The sequence below is a fragment of the Ruegeria sp. AO1 genome, assembly GCF_056535985.1.
In genome coordinates, this window is sequence record NZ_JBQFJC010000001.1 from 967903 (window position 1) to 989182 (window position 21280).

General features: G+C 52.8%; 18 protein-coding genes and 1 tRNA gene. 6 read left to right on the forward strand and 13 right to left on the reverse strand.

From position 1 onward, the window contains the following. Positions 1–120 precede the first annotated feature (120 nt). Together ACR3FB_RS04800 and ACR3FB_RS04805 are read left to right on the forward strand one after the other, a co-directional pair. Positions 121–2772, forward strand: a complete 2652-nt coding sequence (locus tag ACR3FB_RS04800) for an AsmA family protein (protein ID WP_480564599.1) — start codon at positions 121–123, stop codon at positions 2770–2772. A 153-nt stretch (positions 2773–2925) separates the two neighbouring features. Next, on the forward strand, positions 2926–3519 hold the full coding sequence (locus ACR3FB_RS04805) for a hypothetical protein (protein WP_425084938.1): 594 nt from the start codon (positions 2926–2928) through the stop codon (positions 3517–3519). Positions 3520–3685: 166 nt separating this feature from the next. Here ACR3FB_RS04805 and ACR3FB_RS04810 read toward each other — a convergent pair whose 3' ends face one another. The 6 genes from ACR3FB_RS04810 to ACR3FB_RS04835 form a co-directional block, all read right to left on the reverse strand. Then, positions 3686–4441, reverse strand: a complete 756-nt coding sequence (locus ACR3FB_RS04810; protein WP_425084939.1) for an ABC transporter ATP-binding protein — start codon at positions 4439–4441, stop codon at positions 3686–3688. Positions 4442–4450: 9 nt separating this feature from the next. After that, positions 4451–5206, reverse strand: coding sequence for an ABC transporter ATP-binding protein (locus tag ACR3FB_RS04815; RefSeq protein WP_170659327.1), 756 nt, complete (start codon positions 5204–5206; stop codon positions 4451–4453). A 10-nt stretch (positions 5207–5216) separates the two neighbouring features. Continuing rightward, entirely contained in the window at positions 5217–6422 is a 1206-nt protein-coding gene (locus tag ACR3FB_RS04820) for a branched-chain amino acid ABC transporter permease (protein ID WP_425084940.1), read from the reverse strand. A 3-nt stretch (positions 6423–6425) separates the two neighbouring features. After that, positions 6426–7457 (reverse strand): branched-chain amino acid ABC transporter permease, encoded by a 1032-nt coding sequence (locus ACR3FB_RS04825; RefSeq protein ID WP_170764849.1) that lies wholly within the window; start codon positions 7455–7457, stop codon positions 6426–6428. A gap of 106 nt (positions 7458–7563) precedes the next feature. Further along, a complete protein-coding gene (locus tag ACR3FB_RS04830; protein ID WP_170659324.1) occupies positions 7564–8910 on the reverse strand; it encodes a substrate-binding protein in 1347 nt (448 codons plus the stop codon). A gap of 453 nt (positions 8911–9363) precedes the next feature. Further along, positions 9364–10539, reverse strand: coding sequence for a S41 family peptidase (locus ACR3FB_RS04835; RefSeq protein WP_480564602.1), 1176 nt, complete (start codon positions 10537–10539; stop codon positions 9364–9366). Positions 10540–10850: 311 nt separating this feature from the next. Between ACR3FB_RS04835 and ACR3FB_RS04840 the strand changes: the two genes are divergently transcribed. From ACR3FB_RS04840 to ACR3FB_RS04850, 3 genes are all read left to right on the forward strand, one after another. Then, complete coding sequence (locus ACR3FB_RS04840) at positions 10851–11054, forward strand: helix-turn-helix domain-containing protein (RefSeq protein WP_058272705.1); 204 nt, start codon at positions 10851–10853, stop codon at positions 11052–11054. Further along, positions 11054–11380: a helix-turn-helix domain-containing protein gene (locus ACR3FB_RS04845; protein WP_425084943.1), complete on the forward strand. Its 327-nt coding sequence runs from the start codon at positions 11054–11056 to the stop codon at positions 11378–11380. Before ACR3FB_RS04840 ends, ACR3FB_RS04845 begins: the two co-directional genes overlap by 1 nt. Positions 11381–11549: 169 nt before the next feature. Then, a complete protein-coding gene (locus ACR3FB_RS04850) occupies positions 11550–11942 on the forward strand; it encodes a hypothetical protein (protein WP_480564605.1) in 393 nt (130 codons plus the stop codon). A 675-nt stretch (positions 11943–12617) separates the two neighbouring features. On the opposite strand, the gene ACR3FB_RS04855 is transcribed toward ACR3FB_RS04850, so the two are convergent. The 3 genes from ACR3FB_RS04855 to ACR3FB_RS04865 form a co-directional block, all read right to left on the reverse strand. Then, positions 12618–12905, reverse strand: a complete 288-nt coding sequence (locus ACR3FB_RS04855; protein WP_425084945.1) for a hypothetical protein — start codon at positions 12903–12905, stop codon at positions 12618–12620. Positions 12906–12963: 58 nt separating this feature from the next. After that, entirely contained in the window at positions 12964–13437 is a 474-nt protein-coding gene (locus ACR3FB_RS04860) for a hypothetical protein (protein WP_480564608.1), read from the reverse strand. A gap of 302 nt (positions 13438–13739) precedes the next feature. After that, positions 13740–14609, reverse strand: coding sequence for a hypothetical protein (locus ACR3FB_RS04865; protein WP_480564611.1), 870 nt, complete (start codon positions 14607–14609; stop codon positions 13740–13742). A gap of 337 nt (positions 14610–14946) precedes the next feature. On the opposite strand from ACR3FB_RS04865, the gene ACR3FB_RS04870 reads away from it, so the two are divergent. Next, complete coding sequence (locus ACR3FB_RS04870; RefSeq protein ID WP_480564614.1) at positions 14947–16029, forward strand: hypothetical protein; 1083 nt, start codon at positions 14947–14949, stop codon at positions 16027–16029. 145 nt (positions 16030–16174) lie between these two features. Here the strand turns inward: ACR3FB_RS04870 and ACR3FB_RS04875 are convergent, their stop codons facing one another. The 4 genes from ACR3FB_RS04875 to ACR3FB_RS04890 form a co-directional block, all read right to left on the reverse strand. Continuing rightward, positions 16175–16855, reverse strand: a complete 681-nt coding sequence (locus ACR3FB_RS04875; protein ID WP_425084949.1) for a DUF6538 domain-containing protein — start codon at positions 16853–16855, stop codon at positions 16175–16177. Positions 16856–16888: 33 nt separating this feature from the next. Further along, positions 16889–16964 (reverse strand) — tRNA-Thr (locus tag ACR3FB_RS04880). 320 nt (positions 16965–17284) lie between these two features. Further along, the gene (locus ACR3FB_RS04885; protein ID WP_170554180.1) at positions 17285–17668 is read right to left on the reverse strand and encodes an MAPEG family protein; all 384 of its coding nucleotides are present in this window, start codon (positions 17666–17668) and stop codon (positions 17285–17287) included. Between the two features lie 72 nt (positions 17669–17740). After that, complete coding sequence (locus tag ACR3FB_RS04890; RefSeq protein ID WP_480564617.1) at positions 17741–21178, reverse strand: pyruvate carboxylase; 3438 nt, start codon at positions 21176–21178, stop codon at positions 17741–17743. Between the last annotated feature and the right edge of the window lie 102 nt (positions 21179–21280).

Sequence of the window (21280 nt, forward strand, 5' to 3'; positions counted from 1 at the left end):
AGCAATATAGTCAAGTTCATTCGGAATTTAGATCATCTACCGACCAGATATATTCCATTAACTAAATGATTAAATGGTCTAGGCTTCCCATTGGATGAATCGGAATTTTAGGAGAAGAACGTGCGATACGTTGCAAAAGGTATTTTGATTTGTTGCGCTGTCGCGTTTGTCGCAGTGTTTGCAGCTTGGCTTTTCCTGTCTTCTGCGTTGTTTTCCTCGGTCAGAACTACTTTCGTCGAAAATCTGATCTCTAAAAAACTTGGCCAGGAGGTTAGAATTGAAGATGAAGTGCGTCTGGGTATTGGTCGGCAATTGCAGGTGTCAGCGGCAGGGCTGGAACTACCCGGTTCTCGGAATGCTGGTGTGAACCTTGCGGCAATCGATGAGATTGAGTTTGAAGTTTCCGCACGCGACCTCTGGAACAGTAAAATGTCACTGAGTGGTCTTTCGCTCTCGGGTGTTCACCTGAACCTGATCACGGACAAAGACGGCATCGGAAACTGGCAGTCTATTTCCCAAACGGAAACTGAAGTCGGGAAACCTACAAAATCTCCGACACCGCTGTTGGCGGGAATTCTAACGGACCGCAAAATTGATCTGACTGATATCGCCATTCATTATAAGAACAATTTAAACGGACTTGAGTTGGAGCTGCGGCTTCCTGAGCTGCTCTTAAAGCGTGATACGGAGACTGATGTTGCGACGGCAGTCGGGGCCGGTTCGCTGAACGGAGAGAGGTTTGATCTGAACGCGACATTCCCCACGGAAGACCCGTTTCGGTTGGCGGTGAACTTCGAACAGACTTCGATTGTCGCCGAGGAAGTCCCTCAAGAGAACGGTCTGCAAGTGGCAACGACCGTAGAGATTGCCGAACTTAGCCAGCTTCTCGATATCCTGAAGCTGAGCCGCGTTTTGGAAGGCACAGGGAGTATTGGCGCAACGTTTACATCAGTCGACGGCGTAGCACGGATTGATGACCTATCTGTATTGGCGGAATTAGATGGCGGGCAAAGCCTTTCGCTGACGGGGCAGATCGGAGAATTGGGGAACCCGGAAAACGTATCGCTGACAACCCGAATTAGGTTGTACCCAGAAGATGCGGAACCAGCCCCGGCCGCCTCGCGATATGATCTTAAACTTATCGCAGTCGACATGGTTATCGACAGCGTACCCGGGCGGGTGCCGCAGCGACAAATGGTCATTAAGACCAACGGTTTCACGTTGGACACGTCCGGCGAAGGCCCGCCCCCGATTAAGTTCACCGAGCTTTCCAGAACACCAGAAGGCGCCTTAAAAGTCGGAAACATCAACCTTAGAATTGGGAACCCTGCCAATCCGTTTATCATTTTGAACGGTTCGGTCGATGACGCTCTTCAGTTGCAAGGCATATCAGCAGAAGGCCTAATGGACATACCGGCAAGCAGTTTGATCTCGCCAGAATTGTTGGGCCCAGACGACCAGCTTGGCAGGTTCTCCGGTGACTTCCATTTGAACGGCGACATTAATCAGCTTTCGCTGTCGAATTTGGATGGAAAGACAAGCGATACGGACGTCTGGAACCTTGAGGTGCATGGCACTGTTGAGAATGTACTCAAATTCGAAGACCTGGATTTAGCAATTGATGTCTCAGTCCCATCCGGAGCTGACCTCTTGGAGGCACTATCGCTTGAACGTGTAGAAACCGGGCAGGCTCGCCTTGAAATCAACCTCGTTAGCGAAGGCACCGATTGGAACGCTAGTGCCAATGTTGAGGTCGCCGACTCTATCTTGCAGTTTATGGCCGATCTTGATGATGCAACAAGTGACCCGGTACTGCAGGGTTCCATTGAGAGTGACCTGATAAAGATAGATCAGATCCGAACTATCGTTCAGGCTGCCGCACAGTTGCGGAAACTAGGCGGCCCAGAGCTGGAAGAGAAAGAAACTAAGAAAGAAGAGGAGGGCGACCAAGGCGCGTTAAGAGATGTAACGCTTAAACCTATCGGGCGCTCAATTCTCTTGTCTGGTATGGATATGGATGTCCACGTTGACCTTCGTCACATCGAAGGAGCCAAGGGCATCAGCAGTTTGCAGAGCGAACTGACGCTCAACGAAAATGAGCTAAAGGCCGGACCTTTGAAGTTTGAATATGGAGGTGCTCATTTCGACGTCAGCGGGCAGATGGATCTTTCGAACGACACGCATCTACTCACGTTGACCGGCAAAGCGGGCGGTTGGCAGCTGGATGATATTCTTCACAACCTGAACTTCAAAAAAGGTGCGAGCGGTACGATCTATGCAGATTTTTCGGTGACCGGAGGAACCGATTCACCGAAGCATTTTGCAAACAGCATGAACGGCAATGCCACAGTTTCAATGCGTGATGGCTCGATCGAGACCCAGCTTTTGGATCTGGCAGGGCTAGGGGTGCTACCTTGGGTGTTTACCAAAGAGAAACAAAAGGTAGCTCCAATCGTATGCTTGCGTGCGCCGATTAGTATCTCAAATGGGAGTATTTCGACGAAACAAACCACATTGGAGACAGACCAGGTCCAAGTTGTCGTCTTTGGCGGTGTTGATGTGGCGGGCAAGGTTTTGGACCTAAATCTGCAGCCCCGTAAGATTGGCGAACCTCTGTCGAAGAGCCCCTGGCCCGTGACCTTGAAGGGCCCGCTAGCCAAACCGAAGATTAAAGTCAAAGACGGTCCGAAACGACTGAAACGATCGGATGGTGCAGACAAAATGCCGGAACAAAGAAAGCTATGCGTTCCGGATATATTGCAACTGCAGTAGTTGGGGAGGCGATCAGTTGAAGTCAAATCTAGGGTTCAGAATGGCAGACTTTGCTTCCGAAGAGCAATTTCTGCTTTGGGCTCGGTGCAGACGTTCGCAGAATTTTCACCAATGACCGCTCTGCGGACAAAGCGGCCAATAGGCGGCAGCGTTATGGCGACCGTGAAGGCGCCTCACGGCGGCCCAATAGGCGACCGCAACCCCAATGGCAGCGACCTTGTCAGTATTGCCGGAATGAACACAACAATTGCGGCTGCCGTGAACGCTGGACTTCTGGTCTGCAACCAAGACGGTTCCTATTCGGACCCTGCGGCCCCGGTTGCCCTAAAGAACCCGACCACCGACGCGAAGGCAATTGCTAAACAGGCAGACGACCCTGAGACACCGAAAGCGGAACCTTCGGGGGTCTCTTTTGGGGAAGACGCTGACGCCACCATGCAAGAGTTCCTGAAAGGGCAGAACCCCGGCGATCTCTTCAAGATGGTGGACAGTATCCTTCACCGAGGCGACATGGACGAAGGCACCATCGGACGCATGGCCCGCATGGCAGGCGTTGAGCCAGCGGAGATGCAAGAGAAAGTCGGCCGCGTTTGGCAAGGCGCATATGACAGCGGTTGGGACGTTATGGCGGAGGCTGGCTTGGATAACGAAGATGCCTTGGCTGCCTTCATCGCCGACAAACGGTCATTCGTCGCAACTCTGTTCAATGTCTGCTTCGCGGACGTAGTGGACAAACAGATCCTGTAAAAACCAGAGTTACCTCAGGATTTCGGCCATTGGCTTGGATTGCTCGGCCGAGTGGATTCAGTTTGTCCTTTTCATGAAAGGCAATGTATCCAGGTCCGAAGCAGTAAATTGCTTTGGAAACGTTTTAAACTTGCTCTTCTTGTCTGACTAACGTGCAATATACGAGCTAGATCGCCAAGTATTCCTCGCGAAGGTTGCTGTCCTCAAGCACCTCTTTAGCTGTACCATCAAATACTATGGTCCCGGTATCTAGTATGATCGCACGGTCTGCCAATTCCAAAGCGCGTACAGCGTTTTGCTCAACAATGATCGTGGTCATACCCTGTTGTTTGACGTGAATAAGGGTCTTTTCGATTTCATCTACGATAACGGGCGCCAACCCTTCATATGGTTCATCCAAGAGCAGGACCTTGATGTCCCTCGCCAAGGCTCTGGCGATTGACAGCATTTGCTGTTCGCCTCCTGACAGTGTAATTCCCTCTTGCTTTCTGCGCTCTCCCAAACGTGGGAATAGCTCGTAGAGTCGTTCCAGTGACCATCCGATTGGCGGGGCTATTTGAGCAAGCTGTAGGTTTTCTTCAACGGTAAGGCCAGGAATAATGCGCCTATCTTCCGGTACAAGACCCAAGCCTGCCGCGGCGGCTTCGTAGCTACTCATGTTGTGTAAGGGCTTATGATCTAGCCAAATTTCGCCATGTCTTACTTCGGGCTCTCCAACTCTCGCTATCGAACGAAGTGTTGAGGTTTTACCCGCACCATTGCGCCCAAGAAGAGCAAGAATTTCTCCTTCGTGCACATTGAAGCTGACACCTTGCACGATGTAGCTTTCTCCATAGTAGGAGTGCATATCCCAAACGGAGAGAAACGCAGGGGCCGTGCTGGCCAAATTGGCATTTTTCGAAAAGTCCGGTTTCTCGTTCATAGCTTTTCCTTACGCAGCCTCGCCTAGATAGGCCTCGCGAACCTTCGGGTTTCCACGGATGTTTTCGGGAGTATCTTCAACCAAGGGTGTACCCTGAGCCAGCACTGTGATGCGTTCGGCAAGGCTGAAAACTACATGCATGTCATGCTCGATGATTGCAATTGTGATGTCGCGCTCATCCTTAATTTGCTTTAGCAGGTCGATTGTGTTGTTTGTATCCGCCCTCGCCATCCCAGCAGTGGGTTCATCCAGCAGCAATAGCCTTGGGTTTTGGCTGAGGCACATGCCTATCTCAAGCCGCCGCTTGTCGCCGCGCGATAACGAGGCAGCATGCATTTCGCGTTTGTCCGCCATATTCATCTCTTCCAGCATGGCTTCGGCTTGTTCGACGATCTCGCGTTCGTTTGCGATGGTCTCGTATGCATGCATCCGAAATGCTCCGTCCCGCATGGCGAAAATCGGGATTAACATGTTTTCCATCACCGTCAGTTCACCAAAAATCTCCGGTGTCTGGAACACGCGGCTAATACCCATTTGGTTGATCTGGAAAGGTTCAAGGCCTAACACCGAGGCGTTGTCGAACAATACGTATCCAGTGTCTGGCATAAGCTTGCCCACTAGACAATTTAGCAAAGTCGACTTCCCAGCACCATTAGGTCCGATGATCGCGTGAACCGAGTTTTCCTCTACACTTAGGTTTACGTCCGTCAATGCCTTGAGGCCGCCGAAGCGCTTGCTGACGTCTTTGACTTTTAGAATTGCCATGGCTTGCCCCTTATTCCGCCGGTTCTGTTTTGCCTGACTTTGCATCGTCAGCTTTTGATTTCTTGCGCTTCATCCGGTTAAGCAAACGCTGACCACCCTCGACAAGACCACCCGGCAGGTAGATTACGACCAGCATGAAAAGGATGCCAAGCGTCAGATGCCAACCTTTTCCAATGAACGGATGGATCACGAACACGACCGCGTCCTCTAAACCGTCAGGCAGGAATGCAAACCAACTGTGCAACACGTTATCGTTGATCTTCGAGAAAATATTCTCGAAGTATTTGATAAAGCCCGCACCGAGTACTGGACCGATCAAAGTACCTGTACCACCGAGGATCGTCATCAAAACGACCTCACCCGAAGCAGTCCACTGCATACGCTCTGCGCCTGCCAGCGGGTCCATTGCGGCCATTAGACCACCAGCTAGACCGGCATACATGCCAGAAATAACAAACGCCGCCAGCGTGTAGGGCTTTGAGTTTAGGCCGGTATAGTTCATCCGTTGCTGGTTTGATTTGACAGCCCTTAGCATCATGCCAAAGGGCGAGCGGAAGATGCGGATGGACAGGTAGAATACCACCATCATGATTATCGCACACAGATAGTATCCCGCGTTAAAATCAAAACTCCACGCACCCACGTCCATAGTATAGGTTGCGCGCATCGGCAGCCCGAATAGATGTGGCAGGTCCGGAGAGTTGGCACCTTGCAAGATTTGTGGATCGTCTGCGTAAACCTGCAAACCAGTCTCACCGTTGGTGAGGTTGAACTTGGGATTCGACAAGACAGAGTAGGCCAATGCAAAACTCATTTGCGCAAATGCCAGAGTCAGGATCGAAAAGTAGATGCCCGACCGACGTAGACTGACATAGCCAATCAACAGTGAGAACACCCCGGCGACCACAACACTGAGCGCAATCGCCGGAATGATGTTGTAGCTCAGCAACTTGAACATCCACACGGCTGAATACGATCCGACACCCAAAAAGGCTGCGTGACCGAATGACAGGTATCCTGTAAGGCCGAATAGAATGTTGAACCCGATGGCAAAGATGCCGAAGATCACGAAGCGCTGCATCAAGTCCGGATAACCCGCGTTAAATTGCGCCATGGCGCTGCCTTCGGGGAACGGGTTCAGGATGAACGGGGCCAGCAGGGTGAGAAGGCCGACGATGATCAGAAGGCTGGTGTCTTTTTTGTTCAGTCCAAACATCGATTATTCCTCCATCACGCCTTTGCGTCCCATCAACCCACGCGGGCGTGTCAGCAGCACAATGATGGCAACAAGGTAGATGATGATTTGGTTAATCCCGGGGATAGTCGTGGTGGCCCAGGTTGTTGAAGCAAAACTCTCTAGGATGCCCAATAGAAAGCCAGCCAGCACGGCTCCGGGCAGCGAGCCCATGCCGCCGACAACAACCACAACGAAACTTAGGACCAGAAAGTCCATACCCATGTGATAATTTGGCGGGTTTAACGGCCCGTACATTACACCGGCCAAACCGGCCACTGCGGCAGCGATACCGAACATAATCGTAAAGCGCCGGTCGATATTGATACCCAGCAAACCTACGGTCTCGCGGTCCGCCATCCCAGCGCGCACGACCATGCCAAACGTGGTGAATTGCAGGAATGAGAAAACAGCACCGATAATCGCAACGGCAAATCCGAAGTACACAAGACGCCAAATTGGATAGATTATGGCGTTAGGGTCAAAGCCAACCATTATGCCAAGATCGATGGAACCGCTCAGCGCGTCAGGCGGTGGAGTTTGGATTGGATTGGCGCCGAAGAAATACTTCACGATTTCCTGCAACACGATCGCCAGACCAAACGTTACAAGGATCTGGTCAGCGTGAGGACGTTTGTAGAAGTGCTTGATTAACCCGCGTTCCATCACGTAGCCCACTGCTAGCATGATCGGGATCGCAAACAAGACAGCCAGTGGAACAGACCAATCGATGATCGTCGCACCGGTCTCTGGGCCGAACCAAGCCTCGACGTAGGGTGTTTCAACCTTCAGTGGGTTACCTAGGAAGTCGGTCTGACTCTCGTCGATGGTCACAAAGCTCAGGTTCATGAGCTTTTGCAGAGTAACGGCACAGAACGCACCGATCATGAACAGTGCTCCGTGGGCGAAGTTCACTACGCCCAGCGTTCCAAAAATGAGCGTTAGCCCCAGCGCAATCAACGCATAGGCCGACCCTTTGTCCAGACCGTTCAAAATTTGCAATAGGATGGCGTCCATTGGCCCCACCTCAGGGTTGGTCAGTGTGAATTGAGTGGTGTAACAGGATCAACCCTGTTGCAGATGTCTGGCCGCCGCTGTGGCGGCCAGACTCAGACACGCGGAATTACGCGCCCGGATTACACTCACCCAGTGAGCCACCCGAGAACATCGGATGCTCGGGGTCGTATTCGACCTGCGCACGTGGCGTGATCTCGACGATTTCCAGAGTGTCGTAGGCGTTGGTCGGGTTTTCGTTACCACGAACAACCAACACGTCTTTGAAGCACTGGTGGTCGGCGCCGCGATACCAGGTCGGGCCGTTGCCTAGACCGTCGAACTCGAAGTCTTCCAGAGCTTCAACAACACCGCATGGGTTGAATGTACCAGCACGCTCACAGGCATCAGCATAAAGCAGAACTTGTGCGTAGCATGTCTGTGCAGAGTTGGACGGCGGTTTACCGTACTTCTCACCGAACGACTTCACGAAAGCCTTGGTGCCCTCATCTTGCAGCTGCCAGTTCCAGTTCATGGAACCCAGCACGCCCTTGATGTTCTCGCCCGCACCAGCGGCCATTAGTTCCGAGTACAGCGGAACGACGATCTTGAAGTCCTTTCCGTTGGCAACTTTGTCGAGCAAGCCGAACTGAATTGCGTTGGTGAGCGAGTTCACCATGTTACCGCCGTAGTGGTTCAGAACCAGAACATCAGCACCCGAGTTCAATACGGGGGTGATGTAGGACGAGAAGTCCGTCGAGGCGAGCGGTGTTTTGACAGTGTTGACAGTTTCCCATCCCAAGGCTTCGGTCGAAGCAACAATCGACTCCTCCTGGGTCCAGCCCCAGTTGTAGTCAGCTGTCAGGTGATAAGCGCGGCGCTCTTTGCCCATCTCGGCGGCCAACACTGGCGCGAGCGCTGCTCCCGACATGTAAGCGTTGAAGAAATGGCGGAAACCATTGGCCTTCTTGTCTTTGCCAGTTGTGTCGTTGGCGTGGGTCAGGCCTGCCATGAAGATCACGCCTGCTTCTTGACAGAGGCCCTGCACAGCAACGGCCACGCCGGATGACGAGCCGCCGTTTATCATGATGGCACCGTCTTTTTCGATCATCGACTTCGCCGACGCACGTGCAGCGTCTGATTTGGTCTGCGTGTCGCCTGTAACGAACTCGACCTTCTTACCAAGGATACCGTTGCCTTTAAGCGCCTTCGAGGTGAAGGTATTCAAGCAACCTCCATCTCCCTCACCATTGAGATGTTCGACGGCCAACTGTTGCGCCAGCAGCTCATCATTACCCTCTTCGGCGTACGGCCCGGTCTGGGGTACGTTGAAACCGAGGGTTACGGACCCTCCAGTAGGTTCATTGGTGTAAGCAGCAGCCGACGAAGCCGTAAAGATCGTAGGCAGGGCCAGACCGGTACCTGCGACGGCACCAGATTTCAACACGCCGCGGCGTGTGACAGATTTATTGGTCATTAATTCCTCCCATTTCCCTTTCTTTCGTCGTTTGGCTCCTCTTCCAGCAGACGAAAGCGCACTTATGTGCAAGACAATAATGAGAAACCGATGGAAAATTTCACAACAAATTACTGGAATTGAAGCAAAATTTTGTAAACTTCTTTTCTTATCTCATTTGCTTTTGTAAAGATTTTGAGATTAAGCTATAATAATTTTTCATATTTCTGATAGTTATATGAAAAAAATTTTCCCTGCTTAGCGCTACAACAATAGTGCTGTAGACTCTGTTGGGCAATAACTTAGAGCTTAGAGCAGCTCGCAATTTCGAGGCAGTCTTGGTTGTTCCAATTTGGCGCAAGGCGCTCTCATGCACCCATCGGAGCCTGTTTTGCCAGATGTCCGGGTTGGGCTCTTTACAGCCGCTCGTCGAAACTTCGTGAAGGACGCATCGCGTGCTTACCGGCCGTTCGTCTAGTCGCTCACTCTTTTGAGAACTTGTTGATAGAACGCGACGTTCGCATCCACAGCAGTAGGCCATGCGATCCATTCTAAATCCAAACTCAGTGCTTCTGCCGGTACGATTTGTCTCGCTATCTCGGGGGGTGTAGTTTCGTCAGACGTTCCATTCTTCCAGTCGTGAAAGGCTGATGAGTATCGTACGACCGCTCCGCTAGCCGTCAATTCCAGCAACCCACCCTCGGCGTAAAACGTCAACCCATCGCCCATTTCTTCGCCTATGAGTTTGAGCCGCTTTCCCAATCGATGTTTAAGGATGGCTACAAACACTATCGCTGCGGAGAATGTGAATTTATCGACAATCACAACAACCTGACTACTCGCGCTTTGCGAGATCGCGTCGATCAATGGCATTGCTAGACAAAAGTCGCCACCAGTGTTTCCGCGAACGTCAATCAATAGTGTTTTGGTCAAGCCGGCGCACACACGTTCCACTGCGGCTGAGATTGCTTTGGGTAGCGCACTTTCATTCGGATCAAAGAAGCTTGGTAGCACTATTGATAGCCCAAGCTCTTGCCAGTCCTGTATTTCCACAAATGTTTTGGGCTCCCAAGCTGGATCAGCCTTGCCGTGCTCGTTTCTCGGGTAGAGTATCGATCCAGGAACTGTAAGTTCATTTGCCAGTTTCAGATTCGCTATCTGACCGTTTTCGTCCTGTACACGATATTCGGTCGCTTTACCGTATGACGAAAAACCCAAACGGGCCAAAGCGTACGGCCACGCATAAAGGATCGGACCGATGACCCCCTTCCTTTGGCGAGTTCCCGCCAGAAAATTCTTTGCTGCGGCTTCAATCTGGCTCAAAGCTGCACCGTTGATTGCTATCAATTTTCCTCGCGGTGCAATTACCCCCGGTGCTGCCCCGAAAACTTGCACAGAACGCCCCACGCTCACAAACCTCAGCGGCAGCACCGAGATCGCATCATTCGGGATCAGCCTTGTGTGCCCATTTTGAGGGAGCGCCAATAGGCGCATCGCGGACATCAGGAAGGCTTCGACGGAGCCGTCCGCGGCGTATCGCTGGGTTTCGCTAATGCAGCTATCTATCACGGCCTTATCGATCCGACGAAAGCTGGGATCGATTGGCAGAGCAGTTTCTAGAATTTGCTGCAGGTCTTTCGTCAGTGACATGATTCACAGTGCGCATAGCCTTTCGTCAATGTCCAGATTGGGCTCGAAGCCGTCTTCCAGGCATTTTTGATTAACGTCAGCTTTCGGGTCACTTTGCAGCCGCTGACTCCCTGCGATTTGGGTGGCAAGGTTACGCATTTTGCGGATGGGTCACACCTTTCTGATTCAAGTCACATAATTTCAATGATTTAGCCCTGGCATGTGTCACGCCTTTATTGGCGGCGCCCTCAGATTTTAGAGATCCGAACCCTTACTTGTTCAACAGAAGCGGACCGAACTTCCTCGTGCCGCAGTGAGCAATTGAGGTTGATATGCCCAAGTTGACACAAGATCAGCTGGCGGAACGCTGGCACATGTCGCCGCGGACGCTGGAGCAGTGGCGCTGGCTCGGAAAGGGCCCTAGGTTTTTGAAGATCGGCGCACGCGTTTTATACGATGAAGGCGTGATCGAAGCCTTTGAGGAGGCGCAGGTCTGCCAGAATACATGCGGACCGATTTCCGGGGAGGGTGTGTAATGGCAAAGTCCTTCCCCTCACACAAAGTCAAATCGCACCTTGTCTATAAGGCCTGGGAGGTGGCGGACGTTTTAGGATGTCATCGCCAAACCGTCATTCGCTGGATTGGGAACAACGGACTTGCGGCCGATACCAGCAGCAAACCGTGGTTGATCGAAGGACATGTGCTCAAGGACTTCCTCGGACAAAGACAACGCAAGGCGCGGTGCAAGCTGGCATTGCATCACTGCTACTGCCTCAGTTGCAGAGGTCCGCGTGAACCTGACGGCAAGATTGCGGGTTATGTTCAGGAAACAGCTTCCAGCGGCCGCCTAACAGCCCTCTGATCATACCCTTTGCTTTTCTTGCGATCATTGTAATAAAAAATGAACTTCAAGCCCATGAAAAATAAGATTGTTTTTTATTATACATTAAGTGGGGCGACTGACTTTTGCGCAGTGCGACAACTGTAAAACTGTCGTAGAATGACCCAAAAAAATAAAGGAGACAGTTGCAGTGACGCCCGAACAAGAAGCCAGAGTTAACGACGCGTTGTTACTACGGGCGCAAGGTGGCGACGCCGATGCTGCCCGCACTCTATTCAACGAAAAGTCTAAGCGTATTCGTCCTGTTCGGTTCAGTGAGTGCAATACGCTGGAGCAGCTAAAAACAGCGTTCGAAGACTATATGGCCCAAGCTGACGTTACGAAGGCGGAGTCCGAGCATGCGGTCAAAGCGTTTGACCGTCTTTTCAAGCTCATGGTCGCACAAGAAGAAGCAGAGATTCTACGCGGGAAGCAGCTGGGCCAAGTGTCTGGCTTAATGTTGGTTCCTGTAGCTTCGATTGCAGATTGGGAAACGGAAGCCGAGCGCTCGCAAGCTATCCTAAAGCTTCAAGCGCGGAATTGAGGCGCCGCGAAGACGCCACTGAGAGTGTTACTCGCCTTTCCTTCCAATTTACCCAGACGAAGTAACCAGACGCGAGATAATGAAGCCAGCTTTTAGGCCTAACTATAGGCAGATCGCTCCCGGTGGTTGAAAGCACATATTTAGATCACAACACATAATGGAAGCTTTCGCACTCGACAGAGAAATTAAGGAATCACCTATGTTTGAGGCTGTTCAGCACCTTGTTTTCTCAACTCCTTTGGAGTTTTACACAGCTTTCATTGCGACATTTGGTGTTGCATTTGGGTGTAGCCCATGTCCCCCTCAAGCCGAAAGAATGGCAAAGCATATGAAGGGCTGTGGGTAATTGTGCGCTGGGCTGAACCCCAAGAGGACTTAAAGGATCGTTTAGCAAAGTCGGTTGAGAGGTAGTCGTCTTCGAGCCAATCTTTGATAGCGTTTTCGATGACCCTGAGTTCACCTTGGGTCGGCAAGCGTCCCGTTGGATGACCGTATCTACGATTTCGCTGATAGTGACCCCGGCAATAACTGGACAAGTTGTGGCGTTTGTTTTTGCATCCTACGACTGAACACTTTCGATCCTTGTTTGCACGTTCTTGAGCAACACGCCGTTGCCTGAGTGCCTCGCGTGAAGCTGCGCTACCTCTTCCTGCCGGGATGGTAGACAAAGGCAGCTTAGCCACTCCCGGTACCGTCCTTGAGCAACAGCGAGTTAACCCTGACTTTACCGCTTCTGAGGCGTTGCAAGGCTTCTGGGATCACAACGACCCCGACAGAGGCTAAGGCTTTGCGTCCCTCGCTACCCTCAGGGTACACAAAGGACTTCATTGCGACACGCCAGAAGTTCTGGGACAGGTTCAGGTCATTGCGGACTTGAAGCGGATGATAGGGACCGGCTTTCGCCAGCGAAAAATATTCAACCAGCAATGGGATGATGGTCGCGTATTTTGAGACATACTCCATAGGTAATTTCCAATTTTCTAAATGTCTTAGTTGAATGTGGATGAGGTCCGGAATTGCCTCACTGATTTACAGAGTCGAGAATTTGGGTTGGAATCTTGTCTTCCCAAAGCCAACTCAGAAAGAGGTTTCGCATCCTGCGGCTGGGCAGGTACAGCGTGATAGGTTTCTTGTCCCTGATCCGAGACCGCCAAACCCACTGGATCAATTCTGTGAGTGCGTAGTCGTCTTGGCTGACTGATCCAGCCCCGAGAAAACTCAAGATGTTTGAATTGATGTACTGGTTGTAGAGGTAAATCAGGTGGGTGGCGTTCTTGTAGTCGTTTGTTCCCCGTGTCGTGTTGGGTAACCAATGAATACGACCGCCACGGCCTTGAAGCCTTGAACCTTTGGCATAGGGGCCAGGTTGATACCTACCCATTTCGACGCCATCTGAACTGACCTTCGGACTCTTTCCCCCGACAAACCATTTGTTCTTCGGGCAGGTCAACAGAATGTTCTCTAATGGTACACCTCTCAGTGGACGTCTGGCCATCGAACAAAGTACCTTGTCTGCTCGCTGGCTTTGAATGAGTTAAACAGGCGTGCATCTTACTGTGTCTGGTTTCGTGCGATCCTGATCTCGTGATTATCGATCAAGAGGAACTGGCCTATGACTGACTTATCCGCAGTTGAGATTTGCGGCGTCGCCCACCGCCCGACTTACGACCGTTGGGTCATCAGCTTTCTCGGTACAACACTCTAACTGGACCTGTCGAAGTTACTGTGGATTTTCCATAGTGCTCCGACAAGTCAATCAATTTGATAAGTCACTCAAAATGTCGTTGACCAACTTAATCACTGACAGGCCTCAGTGGCGTCGTCCAGTGCCTTCACTGCAAAAACCGCGCTGGCAAAGCACCCAAACCCCAAGCTTGCTGCGCATGCCCCGATCCCAAATGCGATACTAGCACCAGCCCACCCTGCTTCAGATGCGCAATCGTCACTGGCTTGCGTTTGTGGCTGGCTGCCGAGCAGCCTATCTTCCAATCGACTCAAAGCCTCGCTTTGTCGTTGAATATTATTCAACATGCCATCCACGCTCGGAACGTTTCCAGACTGGGCTTCGATTGCAAGATGGCAGAGAGCATTCTCGGCAATTTGGCGTCCTTGGGATATCCAAGGCGAAGTTACAATTCGGTGAACGTCAATATTTGCTTGATTGGCTGATTGCTTGGCTCGTTGATACAGTATTTCGTCAACACGTCGGAGTTGATCGAGCGCCTTTCTTCCAGCCGACAATACATCTTGGACATCTGAATATTGTTTTTTGCCACACCCGCAATCGCCACCACCACGGGGATTCTGCAAAAAGTGCTCAATGGAAACTCGCGAGTCTCCTTCGACAACGATCATTGTATTTCTGTGGACCACAATTTGATCAATAGTTTCGTCAGCCTCGCTGCGAAACTTGGATTGCTCTGATTTGACCACTGAATTGTGCGGGATCCAGACTATTGGCCCAGTGCATGGGCACGGGTTGTTGGGCGAGTCTTGCACACAAAAACACCACAAGATCGGGAAATGAGTCTCCCATAAACCTCGGCCGAGGCTGCTACGTTTGTTTGATGACCCCTCTTTAATTCGTTGGCCAAATATTGTTACGCCAGCTGCAGCTTCGACTAAATTGCGTGCCTCATTAATGCTCAGGCTTTTCCCTTTGCTCATAGTTTTTCTCCAAAAAGTTCATTGAAAATATGTCCAGACGTTAACACAAAATGCCCTAAATTTCTACTTTCACGCGATTTCATACTGACACCCGAGAGCTCATAAAGAACCCAATGACCCGCCGCGGTAAGAACTCAAATACAGCGGAGTAAGCATCGCGTCGCAGTATCTGTTCACTCAGCTTGGTCTATTGGTAACCGTATTAACGCTCATGACGCGAGTTGCCGTGCCAACCAGATACCAACGCTCCTGGATCGTCGTGAGCATCATCGGTTGTGTCCTTGGTTTGGAAAAGTTCCGATTTGAGGTATGCTTACGTTATTTGTGAGGATGATTGATGGCGGATATTTCTACTTCACATCTTCTGCCGCTTTGTCATTGTGTGATCGGCAAGTCGGCGGATACAGCGAGCGCAGCATCAAATGGTTCGCAATTCGATCTCGTGAATTTCGTTTCGACAATAGCTTGGCCGGTGGTCGCCCTCATATTGTTGTTGGCCTACAGAGATCAGATTTCATCAATTGCAAAACGTACGCTTCCCAATGTCACAAGGGTATCTTTTGGAAGCTTCGCCCTGGAGCTTTCGGAATCTAAGGCCCAAGAAGCGAAAATACAGTACTCAGACAATAGAATGGACTACAGAAAAAGCGGCACTGCCGCCCATGTTATTGACTCTACTTCGGCAATGTTCCGCGAGCAATTGGAGGCCTCTGACAAGGCAGACTACGCCGTTGTCGACCTTGGGCGAGGAAACGAATGGCTGGACTCACGATTGTTCATTTTATCGGTCTTGATGGCAGAATTGCGCGGGATCAGGGCGATCGTGTTTTTAGAATCTGTGACTGATGCGCGACGCAGCTTTGTGGGCGTCGCAGATGCAGGTGCAGTATATCGAAACCTAGGAGCTAAACTTCCCTGGCTTGAAGAGGCTTACCGCAGAGCCATGACAACGATTCCAGAGAAAAGCTTGCTTGAAGTCTTTGCCGCACAACAGGTCCTAAGCAACTATTTGACTCTTCTTCAGAAGCAACAGGGGATAGCCAACCTTGTGGTTAACCCGCCACTCTCTGGCGGAACCGTATTCTCTCCGGAGGACTTTGAGGACGAAGATGGGGTACTAGTTTCAGACCCAGACGATCCTCCCGTCATGGTCGAACATGCCAGTTGGTTAAATGGTGATCGATTGGAAAGTCTTCTTGGCGATGATCTTGATACGTCCTCAATTCGCAAGTCGGAGTTAAGGGGTTTGTCTGAACGCGAAAAGGTCGGAACGATATTGAGTGAGCCTGGTCCATTTATCGCGATCACAAGAAGAGACAACCGCCTGGAAGATCTCATAGTTCGTAAGCGCCTGATGGATCACGTGTGCGATCATTTTTTGAATGAACAAGATGGCGCTCAAAGCGATAATGGTAGCTAGTTCTCCGAACGAAATTCGAACCAGCGAAGCAGAGCCTTCGGCTTATCGCCTGTATCTCCGCCTATAGAGCTTGGTAGCCATTGTGCCGGTGCTCAAATCCGAAATCCGGGGATCCGCAGACAGTTTCCGCAAACCATACGTTTAGCTACGCGGCAACACATACCTTATCCGGATCAATCTCCAACAAGGTTTCACGCCCTAACACATCCTTCTTTTTCTGCCCCGCCACACGTCGCAGAAGCGACGAAAAGGGATTGCGAACATCGGGATCAACCAAACCCCAGTGATCCAAGACACGCCAGTAGGACGCTAGGCAGCATTGGTAGGACTGTAATGAACGCGCCGAGAGAAGTTCTCCGGTCCTCTCGGAAGGCGTTCTTTTGAGATGCTCCATGAACCTCAGAGCAAGCTCTCGGTTGATCTGCGTCACCTCAACGTTCCCGGTGTAGACCTCAAGGGTCTCAAGGTGTTGCCGATACCTTGCCTTCGTTGCGTTCTTGATTCCATCGGCCCCAGCCAACCACCGGTGCGCTGTTTCGCTGATGGTTGCCCCTTGTTTTGCAGGCCGTCGTTTGTTTGTTTCGCCAACGGTAGGGGTGACGTCCCCCTCACTTATAGACGACACTATTTTGGCGATGGCTTCCTTATGAAGCACCAAGGCCTCCGCCAAGTCCTGTGTTCCAAGTCCTCTGACTATCTCTTTCTTACCGAGAATCAGTTGGTATTCGGTCGGAACTGCGACTCTAACGGCGTAACCTTTTCCCCTCTTAAAGAGGCCTTTGGTTAACCGTAAATCCATATCAAAAGGCTCCACTTCCAGTTGCATGAACCCGAAAAACCCCTTGAAAACATTAGGTTATGGTGCCCCCACACGGACTCGAACCGCGGACCTACTGATTACAAATCAGTTGCTCTACCAGCTGAGCTATAGGGGCACTTTTTCAACTCGATCCTTTGGTGCAGAGCCAGATCTTTTTCTCGTTCAGATCAAGCCACGAAAGGCTAAGTTATAAAAGTTAAAGCGTCACCTTGAACATTTTGGTCTATGTTCCCTGGGCAACGGCCAACTGGATGAGCAGGCGTATAGGGCAAAATTTTTAGGCCCGCAACCCGCTAATTCATCCAGTTTGCAACGTTATTCATACACTCCGATTTTTACTGGAGGCAGCCAATGGAACCGTTGTCATCCTTCCGTCGTCGCTTGATCGCACTGGGCCGAAAAATATAGGCGTTCGCCAAAAAACGGATGCTTGGCTCAAAGCGCCAACACGAGGTTCGCAATTGCCGCAACGAGGATAGCTGTGAAGGTCAGGACCATCCCGATCTGGCGCAGAATCACGATCTGCGGGCTGCGGCCAAAGCCGTAGGCGTGCGACAAGCGACCGCCCAGCAGGCAGAGGCCCAACAGGTTCAGCATCAGCGCTCCGGCACCCTGAAGCTCGACCATGGTGATCAGCAGAAGGGCAAAGGGCGTGTATTCGATGAAGTTGGAGTGCGTCCGGATCACCTTGAGCATGTCCGGCTTGCCACCATCGCCATAGGAGACCTTGTCACTGCGGCGCTGGCTGATGACCAGGAAGCTCAGAACAATGTAAAGGATCGCCAGCAACGAGGCGTAGATTGGGGTGATGGACAGCATCGTGTTCCTCCTGAGTAGAAAAAGGCCGCCCGGTTCCCCGAGCGGCCCTTGTGCTTTCGAAAACTAAACTGGTTATTCCAGTTCGACCAGCAGGTCCTTTGCGTCAATTTGGCCGCCGGGCTGTACATGGACGGTAGCGACCACCGCGTCGCGTTCGGCGTGGATGCCGGTTTCCATCTTCATCGCCTCGATTGTCAGCAGGAGATCGCCTTCCTTGACTTCTTGGCCAGCGGTGACCGCAACAGTAGCCACAACACCCGGCATCGGCGCGCCGATGTGGTTGATATTTCCGACTTCGGCCTTCGGGCGGGCCTGCGTGGTGGCTGTTACAAGACGGTTGGGCACTCGAATGACGCGGGGCTGGCCGTTGAGTTCGAAGAACACTTTGACCTCGCCTTTCTCGTCGGTCTCACCGATCGCCTGACAGCGGATTTCCAGCGTCTTGCCCGGATCGATCTCAGCCGTAATCTCTTCGCCCGGCTCCATGCCGTAGAAGAAGGTACGGGTCGGCAGGGTGCGCACCGGACCATAGGTGCGGTGACGACCCATGTAGTCAAGGAACACCTTCGGATACATCAGGTAGCCGTTCAGATCCTCGTCATCGACCTCTTTGCCGTCCAGCTGCTTGGACAGGTCGGCGCGGGTGGCCTCGAGATCGACGGCGGGTACGTTCTTGCCCGGGCGCTCGGTATTGGGGGCCTCATCCTTGAGGACCTTCTGAAGGATCGCAGGCGGAAAGCCGCCCGGAGGCTGGCCCAGGTTGCCGCGCATCATGTCCACGACCGAGTCGGGGAAGGCCACATCGGTTGTTGGGCTTTCCACTTCTTCGCGTGTCAGGCCCTGGCTGACCATCATCAGCGCCATGTCACCGACAACCTTGGACGACGGAGTCACCTTCACGATGTCACCGAACATCTGGTTCACGTCAGCATAGGTCTGCGCGACCTCGTGCCAGCGCTCTTCCAGCCCCAGAGAACGCGCTTGCGCCTTGAGGTTGGTAAACTGGCCGCCGGGCATCTCGTGCAGATACACCTCAGAGGCCGGAGCCTGCAGGCTGGATTCAAAGGCCGCGTACTGGCCACGCACAGCCTCGAAGTAATCGCTGATCTCACGGATCGATTTGATGTCGAGGCCGGTGTCCCGCTCGGTATGGCGCAGCGCTTCGACCACAGTGCCCAGCGTGGCCTGAGACGTGTTGCCCGAGAAGCTGTCCATCGCGCAATCTACCGCGTCGACGCCCGCCTCGGACGCCGCCAGAATGGTGGCGCTGGCGATGCCTGCGGTGTCATGCGTGTGGAAGTGGATCGGCAGGCCGACCTCTTCCTTCAGCGCGCGGATCAGGATCTTGGCCGAGGCCGGCTTCAACAGACCTGCCATGTCTTTCAGGCCAAGAATATGCGCCCCTGCATCGCGAAGCTCTTTCGCCATGCCGACATAGTATTTCAGATCGTATTTCGAGCGATCCGGGTCCAGAATATCGCCAGTATAGCAAACGGTGCCTTCACAGATCTTGCCGCTTTCAACGACCGCATCCATCGCCACGCGCATGTTTTCAACCCAGTTGAGCGAGTCGAACACGCGGAACACGTCGATCCCTTGCGAGGCCTGGCGCACGAACTCCTGCACCACATTGTCAGGGTAGTTGGTATAGCCAACTCCGTTCGCGCCGCGCAGCAGCATCTGGGTCATCAGGTTCGGCATCCCCTCGCGCAGGTCGCGCAGACGCTGCCAGGGGCATTCCTGAAGGAAGCGGTAAGCGACGTCGAATGTCGCGCCACCCCAGCATTCCACCGAAAACAGCTGCGGCAGGTTCGCGGCATAGCTGGGCGCGACTTTGATCATATCGATCGAGCGCATCCGTGTCGCCAGCAACGACTGGTGACCATCCCGCATGGTGGTGTCAGTGATCAGCAGCTGACGCTGGGCTTTCATCCAGTCGGCCACGGCCTGAGGCCCCTTTTGCTCCAACAGGTTGCGCGTACCCATCTGGGGTTCGGCTTTCTGAGCGGGGGCTTTTGCTTCTTTCAAATCAGCACGCGGCTCGGGGCGATCCTTGGTTTCGGGATGGCCGTTGACGGTGATGTCCGCGATATAGGTCAGAACCTTGGTACCCCGGTCACGGCGCTTTTTGAAGGCGAACAGGTCTGCCGTCTCGTCGATGAACTTGGTGGTGTATTCGTTCGACAGGAAGGTCGGGTGCTTCAGCAGGTTTTCCACAAATGCGATGTTGGTAGAGACGCCGCGCACGCGGAATTCACGCAGGGCGCGGTCCATCCGGGCAATCGCCTTTTCGGGCGTCGGTGCCCAAGCGGTGACCTTCGTCAGCAGCGAGTCATAGTAGCGCGTGATTACGCCGCCCGCATAAGCGGTGCCGCCGTCCAGACGGATGCCCATACCTGTGGCCGAGCGATAGGCGGTGATGCGGCCATAGTCCGGGATGAAGTTGTTCAGCGGGTCTTCGGTGGTCACACGGGTCTGCAGTGCGTGGCCATTCAGGCGGATCTCATCCTGATTGGCTTTGCCAGTGGCCTCGGCCAGCGTCTTGCCCTCGGCGATCAGGATCTGAGCCTGCACGATGTCGATGCCGGTGACCTCTTCGGTGACGGTGTGTTCCACCTGAACGCGAGGGTTCACTTCGATGAAGTAGAACTTGCCGGTGTTCATATCCATCAGGAATTCGACGGTGCCTGCGCATTCATAGTTCACATGGGCGCAGATACGGCGGCCCAGTTCACAAATCTCGGCGCGTTGTTCTTCGGTCAGATAGGGGGCAGGGGCGCGCTCAACGACCTTCTGGTTCCGGCGCTGGACCGAGCAGTCACGTTCATACAGGTGGTAGATCTCACCATGCTTGTCACCAAGGATCTGAACCTCGACGTGACGGGCACGGGTGATCATCTTTTCCAGATAGCCTTCGCCATTGCCAAATGCGGCCTCGGCTTCGCGGCGGCCTTCCAGAACTTTCTCTTCCAGCTCATCCTCGGACAGAATCGGGCGCATGCCGCGTCCACCGCCGCCCCAGCTGGCCTTTAACATCAAAGGGTAGCCGATCTCGACCGCCTCTTTCTTGATCGCGGCCATGTCATCGCCCAGAACTTCGGTGGCGGGAATAACCGGCACGTCGGCGGCGATGGCAACCTTGCGGGCACTGGCCTTGTCGCCTAGGGCGCGCATGGTTTCGGCCTTAGGGCCGATGAACGTGATGCCGTTCTGAACACAGGCATCCACGAAGTCCGGGTTCTCGGATAGCAGACCGTAACCAGGGTGGATAGCGTCCGCACCCGATTCCTTGGCAACGCGGATGATCTCGTCAATCGACAGATATGCCGCGACAGGGCCAAGACCTTCGCCAATTCGGTAGGCTTCGTCCGCCTTGAAGCGGTGCAGGCCTAACTTGTCTTCTTCGGCAAAGACCGCAACGGTGCGTTTACCCATCTCGTTGGCTGCGCGCATCACGCGAATGGCAATCTCGCCGCGATTGGCGATCAGGATCTTCTTGAAATCGGTCATTTTGGGTCCCGGTCTTGGTGTTTCGGCCGTGTTCATAGGCGGAGAATACGCGCAGGTGTATCAGTGGTTCTGGGTATAACCGGCATGTTAACGCTCGCAAAC

What these genes read in the sequence shown, in the direction of transcription:
- ACR3FB_RS04805 (WP_425084938.1), top strand. Translation starts at nt 2,926, where the DNA reads ATGGCGACCGTGAAGGCGCCTCACGGCGGCCCAATAGGCGACCGCAAC.
- ACR3FB_RS04810 (WP_425084939.1), bottom strand. Translation starts at nt 4,441, where the DNA reads ATGAACGAGAAACCGGACTTTTCGAAAAATGCCAATTTGGCCAGCACG.
- ACR3FB_RS04815 (WP_170659327.1), bottom strand. Translation starts at nt 5,206, where the DNA reads ATGGCAATTCTAAAAGTCAAAGACGTCAGCAAGCGCTTCGGCGGCCTC.
- ACR3FB_RS04820 (WP_425084940.1), bottom strand. Translation starts at nt 6,422, where the DNA reads ATGTTTGGACTGAACAAAAAAGACACCAGCCTTCTGATCATCGTCGGC.
- ACR3FB_RS04825 (WP_170764849.1), bottom strand. Translation starts at nt 7,457, where the DNA reads ATGGACGCCATCCTATTGCAAATTTTGAACGGTCTGGACAAAGGGTCG.
- ACR3FB_RS04830 (WP_170659324.1), bottom strand. Translation starts at nt 8,910, where the DNA reads ATGACCAATAAATCTGTCACACGCCGCGGCGTGTTGAAATCTGGTGCC.
- ACR3FB_RS04835 (WP_480564602.1), bottom strand. Translation starts at nt 10,539, where the DNA reads ATGTCACTGACGAAAGACCTGCAGCAAATTCTAGAAACTGCTCTGCCA.
- ACR3FB_RS04840 (WP_058272705.1), top strand. Translation starts at nt 10,851, where the DNA reads ATGCCCAAGTTGACACAAGATCAGCTGGCGGAACGCTGGCACATGTCG.
- ACR3FB_RS04845 (WP_425084943.1), top strand. Translation starts at nt 11,054, where the DNA reads ATGGCAAAGTCCTTCCCCTCACACAAAGTCAAATCGCACCTTGTCTAT.
- ACR3FB_RS04855 (WP_425084945.1), bottom strand. Translation starts at nt 12,905, where the DNA reads ATGGAGTATGTCTCAAAATACGCGACCATCATCCCATTGCTGGTTGAA.
- ACR3FB_RS04860 (WP_480564608.1), bottom strand. Translation starts at nt 13,437, where the DNA reads ATGGCCAGACGTCCACTGAGAGGTGTACCATTAGAGAACATTCTGTTG.
- ACR3FB_RS04865 (WP_480564611.1), bottom strand. Translation starts at nt 14,609, where the DNA reads ATGAGCAAAGGGAAAAGCCTGAGCATTAATGAGGCACGCAATTTAGTC.
- ACR3FB_RS04870 (WP_480564614.1), top strand. Translation starts at nt 14,947, where the DNA reads ATGGCGGATATTTCTACTTCACATCTTCTGCCGCTTTGTCATTGTGTG.
- ACR3FB_RS04875 (WP_425084949.1), bottom strand. Translation starts at nt 16,855, where the DNA reads ATGCAACTGGAAGTGGAGCCTTTTGATATGGATTTACGGTTAACCAAA.
- ACR3FB_RS04885 (WP_170554180.1), bottom strand. Translation starts at nt 17,668, where the DNA reads ATGCTGTCCATCACCCCAATCTACGCCTCGTTGCTGGCGATCCTTTAC.
- ACR3FB_RS04890 (WP_480564617.1), bottom strand. Translation starts at nt 21,178, where the DNA reads ATGACCGATTTCAAGAAGATCCTGATCGCCAATCGCGGCGAGATTGCC.